We start from the raw sequence: 14,995 nt of genomic DNA on the forward strand, positions 1-14,995 counted from the left end.
GCTAGTTGACCTGGTTGATGATCGTTTCAGCAACCTCACGCATGCTCAGGCGACGGTCCATGGACGTCTTCTGAATCCAGCGGAAGGCCTCCGGCTCGGTGAGGCCCATCTTCGTAGTCAGGAGGCTCTTGGCACGCTCTACGAGCTTGCGCGTGGCGAACTGCTCCTGGAGGTCGGACACCTCGTTCTCGAGCGCCTTGATCTCCTCGTGGCGGGAAAGCGCGATCTCAATGGCCGGGATGAGGTCAGCCGGCGTAAACGGCTTCACAACGTAGGCCATGGCACCGGCGTCGCGGGCGCGCTCCACGAGTTCCTTCTGGCTGAAAGCAGTCAACAGGACTACGGGGGCGATGCGGGCCTTGACGATCTTCTCTGCCGCCGAGATGCCATCCATGACGGGCATCTTCACATCCATGAGGACAAGGTCCGGCTTCAGCTCTTCGGCCAGCTGCACGGCCTTCTCGCCGTTGTCTGCCTCGCCGACGACGTCGTAACCTTCGCCCTTCAGGATCTCAATAATGTCCAAGCGGATGAGGGTCTCATCCTCGGCTACGACGACGCGTCGGGCCGGCTGGGCTGCGGGTGTGGACTCCGTCTGTTCGGTCACGGGATCTCCTTGAAAAGGTTCGGCGGGTTCATGTCCATCTTAGTGTGGACCGCTGCGGCACATGATTTTGTTGCACTCGCGTGCCCGGTTCTTTGATTTAGCCTATCTGCATGTAGAGTAGTTTCGCGTGCTGGGAAAGGATCGCGTTGCTCACAGGAATGAGGGCAGTCAGCGAGAATTAACTTCCCGGTAATCCGCGCCCGAGTGGCGGAATTGGCAGACGCGCCGCACTCAAAATGCGGTATCGAAAGGTGTGTGGGTTCGAGTCCCACCTCGGGCACGGCATGACCCCTCTTCGGAGGGGTTTTTGCTTTTAACTGTTGACAAACGTTGACAAGTCCCTCAGATTGGGAGTCCCGGCTGGTGCCTGGCCGCCGGGTGCGGCCTGTTCAATTTGGGTAGGGAAGCGGGGTCAGCGTCCTGGCGGTTGGGCGCTCCGCTTGCTCTGAGCTGGGGTCATTCGAGTTCCTGCTTTCTGTTCTGTCCGGTAGGTCTGGAGTGGCCTACACATGTTCATGGGCCAGGGGATTAGGTACGACATGACTTCGGGAGATTTCTGTTTCGTCGGGTTGAGCCGAGAGATTTCCCTCCCGTAACGGCGCCGAGAAGTCGCTTTGTCGGGCCAAAGGGGGTGTGTACAGCGTGCACACTTAAGTCTGTTTTGTTTCTAACCACGGTCTGTTCTCTTTCTTGCCGCCACGTGTTCATTCCGCCCGCAATCAGCGGCGACATTACCTAGGCGAAATCCATAGTGCGGTACCGGCGCTTCGTCTCTCTCCTGGTGCTGGCCGCATTGCAGCGACGGGGCGACAGGGCTGTGCTGTCTCGAGTCCGACGGACTGTCCGGTTGAGGTCTATGACCTCGGGTGTTTGCCGTCAGACAAAGGCTCAACAGGCCCTAAATCTGACGCTAAACCTCGCCGGCTCTGACGTCAGTTTGGGGTGTAAGCAAGTCTGACCTTCGACTGCGCGCGCAGTCAAAGGTCAGCCCTGGTCCGGGCTGCGGGCTTTTCGTCCGTCCTGCGCCGAAGCTATTGGTGGTTTGAGATCTGTAACCGTCTTTAGCCCTGAGCACGGCTGTCGCGTCGTTAGTGGTCAGGATTCGGCTCCGAGGGACGTCAGGGGCCTCTAGGCGGCGGCTATGGCAGTGACTTCGATAAGCATGTCCGGGCGGGCAAGTTCTCTGACTCCAACCGCTGCTCTTACGGGGAATGGTGGGGAAAAGAACCTTGAATAGGCGGCGTTAAAGGCAGGTCGGTCATCCATGCTCACAAGGTAGATGGTGAGGTGCAGGACGCGTTGGAGGTCCGACCCGGCAGCCGCTAGTTCGGTTTGAAGGTTCTGCAGAACCTGGCGGGATTGCTGTTCAATTCCGCCCGGAACTACCTCGCCGTCGGTGCCGATGGGTACTTGAGTCGTGACCAGAATGTTTCCTGCGCCAGAGACCGACGAAGACAGTTGTCCTGGCGTTGGATGCTGGGGGTATCGACGGACGGTCGCCGTGGGCGTGGTGGCTTGCATTGGGATGGGGTAACCCTTTTCTCTGATGGTGAATGTTGCTGCCTTGCAAAGAACACAGGCCTTGGTTGGATGCGGGTGGAGATTCGGCACACGAACCCAACCAAGGTCACCTGTGTGGGGGTGGGCCGGCTTTTCTAAAGAAGATTTGGGGTGCCCGGGTCAGCGATTTCTGCCTGGAAACCATATTTTTTGGCGATGTCGGCGATGGCACCGTCATTCCTAAGAGTCTTGATGTCTTCGTCTATAGCTTGGCCGAGGCCGTTGTTGTTGAGCTTTGTTGGAAAGTTGGTTTGACCGACGTTGACTGTGGATGAGAGGCGGCTGTCGGCCTCGATGATCTTTATTTCGGCTCCTTCCACGGGTTGCTTTTTCAATGATGTGATCGCGGCGCCGTAGCCGAGGACGATGGCTTGGATTCGTCCGGCTTGGAAGTCCGCAAATTCGGCATCGTTCGTGGGGTAGAGCTTGAGGCGGTCCCCGAGGAGGCTTTTGAGTTCACCGACGCCGACCAGGGCCTGCCCGGCGCCGACTGAGCCGAGTTTGGTGAGGTCGTCTACGGTGGTGGCGCCTGTTTTTGAAACGAGGGCCAGGGGTGAGGTCACAACAGGTTCGCTGAGGCGTACAACTTCGGAACGGGCTTTGGTGCGGTACCAGCTTCCGAGAGTGGTGTCTGCGCGTCCGGTTTGCACAGAGGTGATCATCGCTGCGCTGTCCCCGGGAACAACGTTGATTTTTAGGCATTCCATGTCGGCGATTTTCTGCAGGACCTCGCCTTCGAGGCCTTTGAGTTTGCCGTCCTCGACGTAGGCGAAGGGCGGGTATTCGTAGTGGGCAACTGTCAGGACCCCTGGTGTGATGGTCTGGATTCCGTCGTGTGCTGGTTTGCAGTTTGTTGCATTTGTTTGATGCCCGCTGGTGGTTGAGGAGCAGCCTGTCAACGCGATCATGCCTGCGGCGAGGATCGCGCACGCGGTGCGCTTGAGTGCTTTCATGGTGTCTCCTGGTTCGAAATGCTGGGGTTAGATGGTGTGGGGTGTTATTGGGTTGCCGACTTGGCGGAAACGGGATTTCTTCGTCGTTGTTGAGCCAGATTTGTTCCCGAGTTTCTTTTCCAGCCATCCGGCGAATATGGCGCCGGGGATGGCGATTCCTGCGTAGACGACGGCGGCGGCCGTATATGCGGTCATGTACTGGAAGGTGACCGATCCTATGATGAAGGCGTCGTGCATGATCTCGGCGACGGTGATGAGGCTTGCCAGTGAGGTGACGTGGAACATCGTGATGGTCAGCGTGACCAGAGGCGGCAGTGAGATCTTTGCTGCTTGAGGGATAACGACGAACCGGAAGGCATCCGCCCGTGTCAGGCCCAGAGCGTCGGAGGCGTCGAACTGCCCCTTGGGCACTGCTGCGATGCTGGCCCGGATCATTTCGGCGGAGTAGGCCGAAGCGGAGATGGTCAGTGCCAACATTGCTGACGGGATCGCGTCGACGAGCATGTTCAGCTGTGGGAGACCACGGTAGACGAGGTAGAGCAGCACGAGGATTGGTATGCCGCGTCCGAGTTCCACGTAAATGATGGAGATCCACTTCGCCAGGGCGTTCCTGGAGTCTGTTAGCAGTGCAAGTGCGAACCCGATGGGGTAGCCGATGCCGCAGGCGGCGACGGTAATCAGCAGGGCCGATCCAACTCCTGGCAGGAGTTCGGGGATGAGCGTGGGCCATTCCCACAGCCATGAGAAGTTGTTCATAGGACCGCGTACCTCCTGGTAAGGCGGGTGTGGAGCATCCGGGAGAACATTCCCAACGGAAGGCTCAGCAGTAGGTAGATAAGTCCTGCAAAGGCGAAGAACGTCAGGCCGTTACCGAAGTACTGCACCTGGAGGCCTGCAACGAAGGTGATCTCCGCGACTCCGATTGTTGAAGCTAATGCGGATTCTTTCAGTAGGCCGACGACGAACGTTGCCCCTGTGGGGCTTACTGCCCGCAAGAGCTGCGGGAAGATGACGTCCAGGGCCGTGTTCAGTGGGCCTAGGCCCAGGGCTGCACTGGCTTCCCATTGCCCTTTTGCAATGGCTGCAATCCCGCCTCGGTAGATCTCTGCCATGCTTGCTACGGCGATCACGCTTAGTGTCGTTATGGCTGAGACCATGGGGCTGAGGGTGATACCGAGTTGGGTAATGCCGAAGAAGGCGATGAACAGCCATACAAGGGCCGGAACTCCCCGGACAAGGTGGACGAATGTGCTGTAGAGCCACCGCAGGACCGGTATTTTGCTCCGGGACAGGAGCATGACGGGAGCGCCCAGGATGATGCCGATAAGGGCGGATGAGACGGTGAGCAGCAGTGTGGTTCCCGTGGCCAGCAGGATGGCCATGAATGCGTCGCCCATGTCAGCGTCCTACGACGGCTGAGAGGAAAGTGCGTACTCGTTCATGCTCCGGTGCGGCCATGATCTGGTCGGGTTGCCCTTGCTCGATCACGGCGCCGTTGACCATGACGATGACGCGGTTTGATACGCGCCGGGCGAATTCCATTTCGTGCGTTGCGATGAGCATGGTCATGCCGGTGTCCGCGAGCTCGCGCATCACTGCCAGGACATCTGCTCCGACTTCCGGGTCCAGTCCGGAAGTGGGTTCGTCAAAGAGCATTAGTTCCGGGTCCATGGCCAGTGCCCGTGCGATCGCGATCCGTTGTTGCTGGCCGCCGGAGCATTGGCTGGGGTATGAGTTGGCCTTGTTTTTGAGGCCCACTCGGTCCAGCAGCACCATTGCCCGTTCACGGGCTTCGTCTTTGGTTCGTTTCAGTACGCGCATCTGGGCCAACTCGACGTTTCCCAGGGCTGTGAGGTGGGGAAACAGGTTGAATGATTGGAAGACCATGCCGGCGCGGCGGCGCATTTCCATGAGTTGGTTTGCGCGGGGCGTCTGGCCGTCGAAGTTCAGTGTTTGGTCTCCGATGGTGAGTGCTCCGGACTCGGGGACTTCGAGGAGGTTCAGGCAGCGCAGGAACGTGCTCTTGCCTGCCCCGGATGGTCCGATAAGGGAGATTACCTCGCCCTTCCCCACGGCGAGCGATACGTCGTCGATGGCGAGGTGCGCGCCGAAGCGCTTGATGATGTGATCTGCATGGAGAAATGGTTTTGTGGTGGACCCGGTATAGGTTGTGACGCGGGTGTCGATGGTAGCCATGGCGTTGTGCCTCTTCCTTGGGGGTGTCAAAGCGTTCGGAAAACTTTGTCGTAGTAGCGGAGCCAGTTGGCGCCCATGATGCCCTCGATCTCCGTATCCGAGAATCCGCGGTCTCGCAGGCAGCGCTCGGCCAGCGGAAAATCAGCGGGTGTCTTGAACCAGCCCGCCTCCGTGGGCCCTTGGTGGGACGCGTTTCCGGCGCCGAATTGGATTTCTCGTGACCAACGCCCCTGCCTCATCCATTCCAGGTAGGCGCTGCCGCCGGTCTGGTCGAAATCGGTTCCGATTCCGACCTTGTCTATGCCGATGCGGTCTACGGTCCAGGCCACAAGTTCCGACCACTTTTCGGGAGTGTTGTAGTCCCCGACGATATTCGTGTAGACCGAAAGACCGATCATGCCTCCGGTGTCGCGCAGGGCATCGAGTACTTGCAGAGATTTGTTGCGGGGATGGGGTGCTAGTTGGGAGGGGTTGGCGTGCGTCACAGCTACAGGTTCCTCCGACTTGCTGATCGCGTCGAGGGATGTTTGCTCACCAACGTGTGAGAGGTCGATGACCATTCCGCAACGGTTCATTTCCCTGATGACGTAGGCGCCGTACCTGGACAGTCCGGAGTCGGTGGGCTCGTAGCAGCTGCCTCCGATGTCGCTTTGGATGTTGTAAGTAAGTTGGCCGACGCGTGTTCCCATCCGTGCGAAATGTTCGACGTAACCGAGGCGCCCGCTGAGGAAGGCCACATTTTGGAAGCCCAGAATGATCGCCGTGCGGCCGGATTCTGCGATGCGTCGGATATCGCCCGCGGTGTAGGCGATCTCGACAAGGTCGCTGTTATCCTCGGCCATGTGGCGCCACTTGACCAGTTGGTCCATTGATTCAGTGGTGTCCTCCCAGAAGCCAACTGTTACGGTCACGGCGCCTACCCTGCCGGCGGCGAGCTCCTCGAGTGCCGGACGATGGTCGCGTCGTTCGCGTTCGAGTGGTGTGCACAAGAGGCTGTCTACGTAGATCATGATTGCGTCCTTTGATGGTTCTGCTGTTCTGCTCAGACTGCTGCCGCGACGACTACGTCAGTGTCCCGGTCGGGGTCTGAGAAACTCTCGAGTTCGTCCGCTTCAAAAAGCCGTGTAAGCCGCTGGCCTGGGACGTATACGTCTTTCACCGTTCCGGTGTGTTGGCGTGAGAGCGGGGTGTCGGGGTACAGCCCGGCATTGCTTGGGTAGTACACGGACCACCAGTCCTGGGCTGCAACCTCCACCCCGTCGCGCATCAGGCGGTCCAGCGCTTCCTGGTACTTTGCGGGCAAGTTCGCTTCGCCGTTGCCCAGGGTTGCGGTGAAGTTCAATTCGCCTGCTGTTGAAGGGTGCCGGTCAAGGGCGATGCCGTATCGCGCCGACCCGAGTTCGAGGCCACCAGCGGCAGCGTCTTCGCTTACTCCGCTGAGTCGCACCGGTATACCCTCACGGGTTGCCGTTCCAGCAATGAGGTTGAGAACGACATGGCCGACCGCCAGGAGGCTTTGTCCTTTGCAGTCCACCACCAAGGTTTGACCCTCGAACGAATGAACAGGCTTTTTCCAGGAGGGTGCGCTGCCCTCGGCGTCAAGGAGCTTTGCCAGGACCTGGCCAAAGCTGCCGATCACCGTCGGATCACTGAGAACAGCGGTGAGGAAGAAGTCCCTGCTGCCCTGCCACGAACCTGCCGGTATGTTCAGGGCTTGCATTGCCCGCCCGGCGGCCAGCCGCATTTCCCTGTATTTCACGGTAACCCGGTCTTCGGCCGGGTGGGGCGGGGGTAGGATCACGGTCTGCTTCGGAGTCAGAGTGGCTGGTTTGCCCCCCGGCGTCAGGGCAGGGTCATGCTTGGCTGCATCGGGGTCTGTAGCCGGGACGGGGGTGGATGGTGCCGGGTGGTAGGTCCACCACCAGGATGTCGCGTCTGCGGATTCGAGTTCATCACGGTAGGGGGCGCCTTCATAGATGAGCCCGAGTACGGCACGGTTCAGGTAGTCTTCAGTGCGGTCCAGACCATGGACGAAGGCGTTCATCAGGCGTACCAGCCACACCGGCACGAAGTCGATGTCGTGGGGATCGGCGTGGGGAACAGCATAGGGGTGATCGCGCAACGACAGGACAAGGCGTGTGGTGTGCTCAAGGTGGGGATGCGCCGCGATGGTTGCGCCGATGGGCGTTTCTTCGGGCAGGCCCTCAATGGCCTCCAATAGTGTGCGGACGTCCGTGGGGTAGTCGGGTACTACTTCGTGGGCTTCGGGAACTTCTTCCCCGGGACCTGAACGTGGTTCTTCCGCTGCCCGCGACTGGTACCACACCCTGTCGCGGTAGTGCTCGTCGTTCAGTGGTATCGAAAGGGTCCAGGCAAAAGTCGTTGTGGCTGCTTGCCTGACCGCTGAGACGGGGGTGCGGGGATCAAGGGAAAGAAATTCGTCGAACCTGAGACGGGTGGCAGCCAGCCGATCGCAGTACTCGGGGGCGAGTTCGAGCAACAAGGTGTGAAGCGAGTTCAGGGCCTCCGGCGAGATTTTCCTGCGTACCGCCCGATGCGCGGCCGCGAGTAGAGTCTCATCGCCCTGGGTGGGCAGTGTCCCGCGCCGTGCGGTACGGATCACTGCACGGACCCGCCGCAAGTCCGATGCCAGTTCGTAACTGCCAGTAAATACCCGGTACTGGGTGTCTTCGAGGGTTCGGTAGCGGATGGTCCTTTCGAGGAGTTTTTCGAGCTGTTCGAATCGTGGATCCCCGGCAGAAATGGGCGCGGTCAGGACGTGCTTCAACGCATCAACATAGGTGTTGATGTAGGCGTTGATAAGGAATGGGCGGTTGTAAACGAACATGACCAGGCCCAGTGCGGAGCCGTTGCCCACGCCGATAAGCTGCTTCACGGCGGGGGCGAGTCGTACTGCCGTTTCGGGCGCATCGATCCGTGCCAGTTCTTCAACGACGTCAACGGAAAGTTCGCGCATCAGATACGCCGAAAGCATCTGTGCGTGATAGGACACGCCCAACGGGTGGTCTTCCGGAAGGGCTGCGAAGGGTGTTGAACCAAAAGTGCCGTTTCCATCCAGGCCCGTGTTGCGCATGAGATAGCCCACCCGCTTCAGTGCAACGGCGTCCGGCTGGTTTCCGGCTGCCAGGCTGTCGCGGACTTGGCGGAACATACGCACGCTTTGGTTTGAACGCATCCAGATGAGAGTGCCGGATGGTGCGCGGCCTTCATAGAGTTTCGGCAACTCTTCCTCGGTGACCCGGACCTGTTCGTCGGTAGCGATCCCGTCGATCAGGGAGCCGAGCATGTCCCAAGACGTACCAATGATCCGGCCGGTGCGGTTTTCCGCGCTCGGCTCCCGCAGCCACGCCACGAAAGTCAGCGCACCCCGGGGGGTGGACACCGTGTACCGGGCACTTCCGTTACCGCTCGAATCCAGCTTCAGTGAGTCGCACCGGATGCTCCACCGTTCAGTGGACATCGTGCGCAGGAAACTGCGTGCGGCGCTGATACGCGTCGGCTGGAGTGCCCCGAGGTTCCGCGGGTCCATCATCCGCTCGGGCGCGAAGTACTCCTCGAGAGTGAGTTCATCCATGAGTTTGAGTTCTCTATTCTTGCGTGTCATGCATTGTTAGACGCATGTCGTGTATTGTGTGACACAAATATAGCGTGGAGACGTGGACGTGCCAAGGGGTTAATTTGCGCGTCGGCCTTCACGGCCGGATCATCGGCCAAGAAGGTAGCGTCAGGACTTAAGTGAGAAGGGAAGCGCCGATGGCCAGAGACATCGCATTGCAGACTGTCGTGAAGACGATCCGGGTATTGGAAGCCTTGGTGCAGATAAATGAGCGTGCCGTCGGGCCGTCCAGGCTCGCACAGGAACTCGGCTGGACGCGGGCTGCTGCGCATCAATACATGGCCAGCCTTGCCGAGGCCGGCTGGTTGCAACAGGACAGCGACCGAAAGTACCTCCTGACGGGGAACGCCTCCCTCTTCGGCCGGTTCACCATAGAAAGAGCGGGCGCGCCGACCCAGCTCCTCTCCGCTATGCCGGCGCTGGTGGACCGGCTGAACGAAGCCGTCTCCTTCGCGGTCCTGAACGGCGAAGAAGCCGTCATCATTGAGCGTTACGAACCCCGTCGGTCCTTTGCCGTTCAACCGGATGCAGAACGACACATGAAAGTCACCGAGTCCGCTTCCGGTCGCGTGCTGATCGCCTTCGACTCCCGTGCACCGGAGAACCTTATCCGCGCAATCGCGGATCAACTCGAACCCATTCGCAGCAAAGGCTTTGCCTATCACAGGGGAGAATGGATGGACGACATCGTCGAAGCGGTCGCCGTTCCCATCATGCGGGGCACCGAATGCCTTGGAGCACTAAGCGCGGTCGCCCCCGACGGGCGCATGGACGTCGATGACGCCGCCAAGACACTGCTCGAAGCACGAAAGGACATCGAGGCGGCACTGAACAAAGACTGATGAGCTTCGAAAAGGGCCCGGAGCCGGTAAATGACCGTACAGGTGCCCGGCGCTGAAGGCTCCGCCATCGACCTTCGTCCCTTGATAGGGCGGGCTCGCCGGCGCAGCTCAACTGACTCGTTTGGTGTCCTCCAAAGCGGCCGCCGAAAGCGGGCGTCCAGCCATTCACTGAGAGTGCAGGAGCGGTTTTCGGGCGCCCAACCTGGTTGGCACGCAAGTCTTCAGCACCCCGTAGGGCAAAGTGCGACCCTCGTAGCGTCGTATCGGTTTTCCCTTGTCAGACGGTTATGAGGTCGACTAGATATATGCGGTCGGACGATGCTGGTTCCCTCGAAATCGCGACAAGGGCTACCGGCATGTCGCGCCTCTTCAAGATTGGGCCTGTTTAGCTTTGGTCAGCTTGGGGAACCCACGCGGGTGTGACGGCGGACCCTGTTGGCGGCCGGCCGTGGGGCAGCCTCTGTTGAAGGGGGCAGTCTGCATTCGTGTGCTGGCCCTGAATCTGACCTCGGCTGGCTAATTGTTGCAGCGCGAACTCGGCTTCGACGTCGTCGTCCATCTGCGTCACGATCCGGCCGGTTTTCGTCCACGTCTTTGTGCCCGGCATGGCGGCGGGTTGCCACCGATTCGCCCAGCAAGGCGCGGACCAAGAGAGCCGCTTATAACCGTTTGTTCCGCCAAGCTGGCTTGCGAGGGCCGCAGTCAGGGCGTTGTGGTTTTGTTGGTGTTCCAGCCTGCGATGATGCCTGCGCCGAGCATGTGGTCGGGGAGGCGTGCGAAGCGGTAGCCGGGGTCGTCGTCGTGAGCGGGCTGGAGGTATTGGGCACCATTGACCGGCGCCTGCTCATCGCCCGTTAGAGTTTGATTCCTTCTTGGGCGAAGGACGCCAAGATCGGGTCCAAGCTTATAAATGCCAGGAGTGAATCAATCCTGGAGAAGCCCTCTTTCCGGTCAGCTGCAGTCAAACGCAGGGCTATTGTTCCCGCCTAGGGCTACTACGAATGGCAGAAGACTGAGGACGGGAAGAAGATCCCGAACTACGTGTACTCCGCGAAGGAGCCGTTGTTGGGGTTCGCGAGCCTGTATGAGTTTTGGCCTGATCCGGATCTGCCGGAGGACGACCTGAACGGTGGCTGCTGAGCTGCACCGTCCTGACTACCACCACCCAGGACGCGCTGGGACACGTCCACGACCGGTCCCCGGTAATCATCCCCAAGGATCGGTTCGAGGAATGGCTCGACCCTGACCTGACCGCCAAGGCCGACGTCCAACACTTGCTCAATTCCTTGCCGGAGTCGACCCTGACACCCCGCATTGTCAGCACCCGCGTAAACAGTGTCCGCATCAACGGACCCGAACTCATTGAGCCGGAGCAGTAAGAAGCCCCCGTGTTGGAAGGCCGCCATGTCCGAACTGTCAGATCCGGAACCCTCTCCCCGGTTGCGCCTGGCCCCGGAGACATCGTGATCTTCGCAGGAAGGATCGAGGAACACGCCTACGATATCCCGGGTCCACTGAAAGTCGATGACCCGGTTCGGCTGCCGGCCAAGAAAGCGTTGGGCAAGGTGAGGGCATTGGCGGGACAAGGGCTGCCGCCCAGAGCTGATCCTTAGCTGACCTCTTGGAAGCTCTCCAAATGGGAAAATGTCTATCCTAACGGGGGCCGCGTAAACCCCCCGTACTACGCCGGAATATTGGGCAACCTCTCGCAGAGCCGCCCGCCTGATGGAGAGGACATGCCAGCGGACTGGCAGCGATGGATTGACGGAGTGCTAGCCAGATAACGAAGACTCATGGCAATTCCTCTTGAGTGGCGTAGACACAATCTTGGGAGAATTCTTATCCCGATCCCATCAAGCCCCACTGCTGAGGTCGTCGTAAGCCAGAGCGCGCGGTTCCGTCTTGGCAGACGCGCGTTCATTCCCTTGATCCGGTAAGGGTATGCGCCCTTCGTCCGACCCACGGGACGAGGGCTCGTTCCGTGGCTTCCCAGGCTGTACGGCGCGGTAGCCTGCCGTTCAATGTTTGCGGGGACGGTTAGTCGGTATGGATGGTAGTGGCCTTGGATCCTTCCGGGATGAGTGCTTCGGCGGCTGTTTTGGCCCGGGTTGTAGGTATCGCCGTCGGCCTCAACATGGCGTAGTGGGCCGTCGCTGGCCTCGACGTAAGGATCACTTTCACGCCGACACACTAGGCCGTCACGTGGTCCAAGGCCGCCAGAAGCGGCGCCGGATCCCGGGAGTCCCTCAGGTAGACGAGGCGTCTGCAGCTACCGCTACCGGTGCCACCAGCACTGTCATCAAGGACAGTCCCGCACCAATCACGCGGCCGCCAACTATCACGCGCACAAAACATTTTTCGAATGTATGTTCCACTAAGACTACTGCAGTGGAGCGACACTATAGGCCGCCCGACGGGCGGAATGGACGCCTTGCACACCAAAAGGGGACAGCCTTGAGCTGCGCGGAGCGCTGCACCTGACCCCAGAGGGCGCAACCCGCCCGCGCCTCATCTTCGACGCCCATTTCCGTGGATGGAACCTGCAAGCTTCGTGGGTGGGACCAATTTTTAGGCATGGGGCTGCTTTTTGACGTGATCTTTGCTACATTGCTGCCTAACGTTAGTTAGCAATCAATTGACGTTCGGAACAACGGCGCAGCGACGCGCAGGAGGAAGGGCTCTCATGGCTGGAAGGCTTGAAGGCAAGGTAATTGGCATCACGGGCGGGGCCAGCGGCATGGGGTTGGCCTTCGGTGAAGCATTCGCTCGGGAAGGCGCGAAGGTTCTTGTCGTTGACTTGAATGAAGACGCGGCGAAAAAAGCTGTCGAAGGCATCATCGATGCTGGCGGTTCGGCCGCGTATGCCGTAGCGGACGTCGTGGACCGGGTGCAGGTGAAGGCGGCCATTCAGACGGCTGTAACCGAGTTTGGACACCTTGACGTGTGGTTCAACAACGCCGGTTTCAATGCTCCGATGCAGTTCTTGGACATCACGGAAGACAACTTCCGGAAGGTGCTGGACATCAACGCATTGGGCATTCTGATCGGAACCCAGGAGGCTGCCAAGCAGATGATTGAGCAAGGCCGCGGTGGAAAGGTCATTAACACGTCCTCCATCGCAGGCCGCGAGGGCTTCCCCACCTTCGCTCCTTACAGCGCGTCGAAGGCGGCCGTGATTTCGCTGACCCAGTCCGGCGCAAAGGCCTTGGCCAAGCACGAGATCACCGTTAACGCGTTCGCTCCAGGTGTCGTCGCCACACCACTGTGGGACAAGCTCGATGAAGACCTGTACGCGATCGGTGACATCGAAAAGCCCGGCACTGCTTTGAACGAGTTTGAAAAGGGCATTATCCGAGGCCGGAAAGCGTACCCGAAGGACATCGTGGGCACTGCTCTGTTCCTGGCATCGGGTGACTCCGACTACATGACCGCACAGTGCATCATGATCGATGGCGGAATGACCCTTGTTTAGGAGTAGTCCATGAAGCTCGGCACTGTCCGGTCCGGCGAGCAGAGTCGCGCGTTCCGGCAAGACGGCAGCGGCAGGACGTTTTATTATGACCTCGAAGATGTAGGCAGCCTCCTCAACATCCCGGACTGGGAACGTCTGCCCTCCCGGGAAGGCGAACCACCTGCGCCCGCTGACCTGCTGGCCCCCGTTGCCCGTCCCGGGAAAACCATCTGCGTGGGTCTTAACTATTTCGACCATGCTGCGGAAGTCGGGAAGGCAGCACCGGAGGTACCAGCGCTCTTCAGTAAGGTATCCACGGCCTTGACCGGGCCACGGAATGATATCCGCCTTCCGGGCCTAAGTATGGAGGTTGACTGGGAAGCTGAACTGGCGGTCGTTATTGGCAAACGTACGACCCGAGCTGACGAGGCTCAGGCCCGTGAAGCCGTAGCCGGCTACACGATCATCAACGACCTGAGCATCAGAGACTGGCAACGCCGCACCTCGGAGTGGTTCCAGGGCAAGAACTTCGACCACTCCACCCCAGTGGGCCCTGTCATCGTCAGTCCCGATGAAATCGACCCTGAATCCGGGCTGAGGGTTGAAACTTTGGTCAACGACCAGATCGAACAATCCGGTACTACTTCGGATCTCATCTTCAGTGTCACGGAGCTCGTGCGCTACATCAGCCAGGTTCTGACCTTGGAACCAGGCGACATCATTGCGACCGGCACCCCGGGAGGCGTCGGATTCGTCCAGAAGCCTCCATGCTTCCTCCAAACAGGCGACGTCCTTCGTACCCGCATCGAAGGTATCGGCGAGCTTTGCAACACCATCCAAATCGGGAACGACCAGTCGGACGGTCCCGCAAGAAACAGCTCCAAACAACTTGAAATGTCTGCTCTGCGGCGGACAGCACGAAAGGAATCACGACAATGACCGAACAGCGCATTGAATACAAGCGCCCCAGCGTAACCAAGGCTGATGCTCTTCCATTCATGGACCAGGATCAAACCTCACAAGCCCGCCGTTTCGCCGGTGTCACGCCCAGGAACACCGAAGTCGAACACCTCTGGTTCGGCAAGGTCTACACAGCGGTGGGCGAGGCATCGGATCCGCATCACCACGGCATCGCCGAAACCGGCGGCTACGTTCTGCAGGGCAGCGCGTTCCTCCGTTTCGGCGAACGCTTTGAGGAGATCATCTACGCAGACGAGGGAGACTTCATCTTCGTTCCCCCGCACATGCCACACATCGAAGGAAACGCCAGCAAGACCAAGGAGCTGATCTGGCTCACCACCAGGCAGCCGGACAACATCGTGGTCAACCTCAAAGACCAAGACGTCGCCGACATAAAAATCGACTACCGCGACTGATCCCTTGGACGGTCCACGCGCCCTCTGCCTGGCTTCGCAACCAGGCAGGGGGGCGCTGCCATGAGTGCCAGGCTCCCGCGCGTCGGGGCCTGCGCAGCCAAGCAGCATCCCACTTGGAAAACTAGGAGAAACTGATGATCCAGCACGTCGTGGCGTTCCGCTTGAGCGCGGAGGACGCCGAGGGCAAAGGCCGGCAGTCAACACTAGCTCAGGCAGAACTGCGGAAACTAGAGAGCGGCCGGATACCAGGCTTGCTTGACCTGCAGGTCCGGCCCGACCTAGGTGTATTGACCTGAGAGGTTGGTGACGCGGCTGGCCGGTGTCTGACCCTTGAGGGCAGTGTGGGCTCGGTGGTGATTGTAGGCATGGAGCC

16 protein-coding genes, 1 tRNA gene and 1 pseudogene are annotated in these 14,995 nt (G+C 59.9%); 8 read left to right on the forward strand and 10 right to left on the reverse strand.

What is annotated here, in order from left to right; translation table 11 throughout:
• Window position 1: 1 nt before the first annotated feature.
• Complete coding sequence (locus tag J2Y41_RS22170) at window positions 2-607, reverse strand: ANTAR domain-containing response regulator (RefSeq protein ID WP_216923235.1); 606 nt, start codon at window positions 605-607, stop codon at window positions 2-4.
• A gap of 198 nt (window positions 608-805) precedes the next feature.
• Between J2Y41_RS22170 and J2Y41_RS22175 the strand changes: the two genes are divergently transcribed.
• Window positions 806-887 (forward strand) — tRNA-Leu (locus J2Y41_RS22175).
• A gap of 848 nt (window positions 888-1,735) precedes the next feature.
• Here J2Y41_RS22175 and J2Y41_RS22180 read toward each other — a convergent pair.
• From J2Y41_RS22180 to J2Y41_RS22210, 7 genes are all read right to left on the reverse strand, one after another.
• On the reverse strand, window positions 1,736-2,128 hold the full coding sequence (locus tag J2Y41_RS22180) for a RidA family protein (protein WP_309931743.1): 393 nt from the start codon (window positions 2,126-2,128) through the stop codon (window positions 1,736-1,738).
• 134 nt (window positions 2,129-2,262) lie between these two features.
• A complete protein-coding gene (locus tag J2Y41_RS22185) occupies window positions 2,263-3,120 on the reverse strand; it encodes a transporter substrate-binding domain-containing protein (RefSeq protein WP_309931744.1) in 858 nt (285 codons plus the stop codon).
• A gap of 27 nt (window positions 3,121-3,147) precedes the next feature.
• The gene (locus J2Y41_RS22190; RefSeq protein WP_309931746.1) at window positions 3,148-3,876 is read right to left on the reverse strand and encodes an amino acid ABC transporter permease; all 729 of its coding nucleotides are present in this window, start codon (window positions 3,874-3,876) and stop codon (window positions 3,148-3,150) included.
• Complete coding sequence (locus tag J2Y41_RS22195; RefSeq protein ID WP_309931748.1) at window positions 3,873-4,517, reverse strand: ABC transporter permease subunit; 645 nt, start codon at window positions 4,515-4,517, stop codon at window positions 3,873-3,875. Before J2Y41_RS22195 ends, J2Y41_RS22190 begins: the two co-directional genes overlap by 4 nt.
• 1 nt (window position 4,518) lies before the next feature.
• Window positions 4,519-5,316 carry an amino acid ABC transporter ATP-binding protein gene (locus J2Y41_RS22200; protein ID WP_309931750.1) on the reverse strand — a complete coding sequence of 266 codons (798 nt, stop codon included), beginning with the start codon at window positions 5,314-5,316 and terminating at the stop codon, window positions 4,519-4,521.
• Between the two features lie 26 nt (window positions 5,317-5,342).
• Entirely contained in the window at window positions 5,343-6,326 is a 984-nt protein-coding gene (locus J2Y41_RS22205; protein ID WP_309931752.1) for a membrane dipeptidase, read from the reverse strand.
• 32 nt (window positions 6,327-6,358) lie between these two features.
• Complete coding sequence (locus J2Y41_RS22210; RefSeq protein WP_309931754.1) at window positions 6,359-8,911, reverse strand: hypothetical protein; 2,553 nt, start codon at window positions 8,909-8,911, stop codon at window positions 6,359-6,361.
• A gap of 179 nt (window positions 8,912-9,090) precedes the next feature.
• Here J2Y41_RS22210 and J2Y41_RS22215 point away from each other — a divergent pair, with 179 nt between their 5' ends.
• Window positions 9,091-9,795 (forward strand): helix-turn-helix domain-containing protein, encoded by a 705-nt coding sequence (locus tag J2Y41_RS22215; RefSeq protein ID WP_309931755.1) that lies wholly within the window; start codon window positions 9,091-9,093, stop codon window positions 9,793-9,795.
• Between the two features lie 861 nt (window positions 9,796-10,656).
• A pseudogene (locus tag J2Y41_RS22220) lies at window positions 10,657-10,935 on the forward strand (SOS response-associated peptidase).
• Here the strand turns inward: J2Y41_RS22220 and J2Y41_RS22225 are convergent.
• Complete coding sequence (locus tag J2Y41_RS22225; RefSeq protein WP_309931772.1) at window positions 10,833-11,069, reverse strand: hypothetical protein; 237 nt, start codon at window positions 11,067-11,069, stop codon at window positions 10,833-10,835. The pseudogene J2Y41_RS22220 and the gene J2Y41_RS22225 overlap by 103 nt on opposite strands.
• On the opposite strand from J2Y41_RS22225, the gene J2Y41_RS22230 reads away from it, so the two are divergent.
• Entirely contained in the window at window positions 10,971-11,174 is a 204-nt protein-coding gene (locus J2Y41_RS22230; RefSeq protein ID WP_309931771.1) for an SOS response-associated peptidase family protein, read from the forward strand. The two genes, J2Y41_RS22225 and J2Y41_RS22230, sit on opposite strands and share 99 nt — an antisense overlap.
• Window positions 11,175-11,183: 9 nt before the next feature.
• A complete protein-coding gene (locus J2Y41_RS22235; protein ID WP_309931757.1) occupies window positions 11,184-11,408 on the forward strand; it encodes a hypothetical protein in 225 nt (74 codons plus the stop codon).
• A 424-nt stretch (window positions 11,409-11,832) separates the two neighbouring features.
• Here J2Y41_RS22235 and J2Y41_RS22240 read toward each other — a convergent pair whose 3' ends face one another.
• Complete coding sequence (locus J2Y41_RS22240; protein ID WP_309931759.1) at window positions 11,833-11,976, reverse strand: hypothetical protein; 144 nt, start codon at window positions 11,974-11,976, stop codon at window positions 11,833-11,835.
• Between the two features lie 502 nt (window positions 11,977-12,478).
• Between J2Y41_RS22240 and J2Y41_RS22245 the strand changes: the two genes are divergently transcribed.
• Genes J2Y41_RS22245 through J2Y41_RS22255 form a run of 3 tightly spaced genes read left to right on the forward strand, consistent with a single transcriptional unit; the run spans window position 12,479 to window position 14,622 of the window.
• Window positions 12,479-13,267 carry a glucose 1-dehydrogenase gene (locus tag J2Y41_RS22245; protein WP_309931761.1) on the forward strand — a complete coding sequence of 263 codons (789 nt, stop codon included), beginning with the start codon at window positions 12,479-12,481 and terminating at the stop codon, window positions 13,265-13,267.
• 9 nt (window positions 13,268-13,276) lie between these two features.
• The gene (locus J2Y41_RS22250; protein WP_309931763.1) at window positions 13,277-14,185 is read left to right on the forward strand and encodes a fumarylacetoacetate hydrolase family protein; all 909 of its coding nucleotides are present in this window, start codon (window positions 13,277-13,279) and stop codon (window positions 14,183-14,185) included.
• A complete protein-coding gene (locus J2Y41_RS22255; RefSeq protein ID WP_309931765.1) occupies window positions 14,182-14,622 on the forward strand; it encodes a cupin domain-containing protein in 441 nt (146 codons plus the stop codon). The genes J2Y41_RS22250 and J2Y41_RS22255 overlap by 4 nt, the downstream gene beginning before the upstream one ends.
• Window positions 14,623-14,995: the final 373 nt, after the last annotated feature.

It is taken from the genome of Arthrobacter sp. 1088, from assembly GCF_031455315.1.
In the GTDB taxonomy this organism is placed as follows: Bacteria; Actinomycetota; Actinomycetes; order Actinomycetales; family Micrococcaceae; genus Arthrobacter.

Bases quoted from the DNA above. Each gene is read 5' to 3' on its own strand.
- J2Y41_RS22180 (WP_309931743.1), bottom strand. From the start codon at position 2,128: ATGCAAGCCACCACGCCCACGGCGACCGTCCGTCGATACCCCCAGCAT.
- J2Y41_RS22185 (WP_309931744.1), bottom strand. From the start codon at position 3,120: ATGAAAGCACTCAAGCGCACCGCGTGCGCGATCCTCGCCGCAGGCATG.
- J2Y41_RS22190 (WP_309931746.1), bottom strand. From the start codon at position 3,876: ATGAACAACTTCTCATGGCTGTGGGAATGGCCCACGCTCATCCCCGAA.
- J2Y41_RS22195 (WP_309931748.1), bottom strand. From the start codon at position 4,517: ATGGGCGACGCATTCATGGCCATCCTGCTGGCCACGGGAACCACACTG.
- J2Y41_RS22200 (WP_309931750.1), bottom strand. From the start codon at position 5,316: ATGGCTACCATCGACACCCGCGTCACAACCTATACCGGGTCCACCACA.
- J2Y41_RS22205 (WP_309931752.1), bottom strand. From the start codon at position 6,326: ATGATCTACGTAGACAGCCTCTTGTGCACACCACTCGAACGCGAACGA.
- J2Y41_RS22210 (WP_309931754.1), bottom strand. From the start codon at position 8,911: ATGGATGAACTCACTCTCGAGGAGTACTTCGCGCCCGAGCGGATGATG.
- J2Y41_RS22215 (WP_309931755.1), top strand. From the start codon at position 9,091: ATGGCCAGAGACATCGCATTGCAGACTGTCGTGAAGACGATCCGGGTA.
- J2Y41_RS22245 (WP_309931761.1), top strand. From the start codon at position 12,479: ATGGCTGGAAGGCTTGAAGGCAAGGTAATTGGCATCACGGGCGGGGCC.
- J2Y41_RS22250 (WP_309931763.1), top strand. From the start codon at position 13,277: ATGAAGCTCGGCACTGTCCGGTCCGGCGAGCAGAGTCGCGCGTTCCGG.
- J2Y41_RS22255 (WP_309931765.1), top strand. From the start codon at position 14,182: ATGACCGAACAGCGCATTGAATACAAGCGCCCCAGCGTAACCAAGGCT.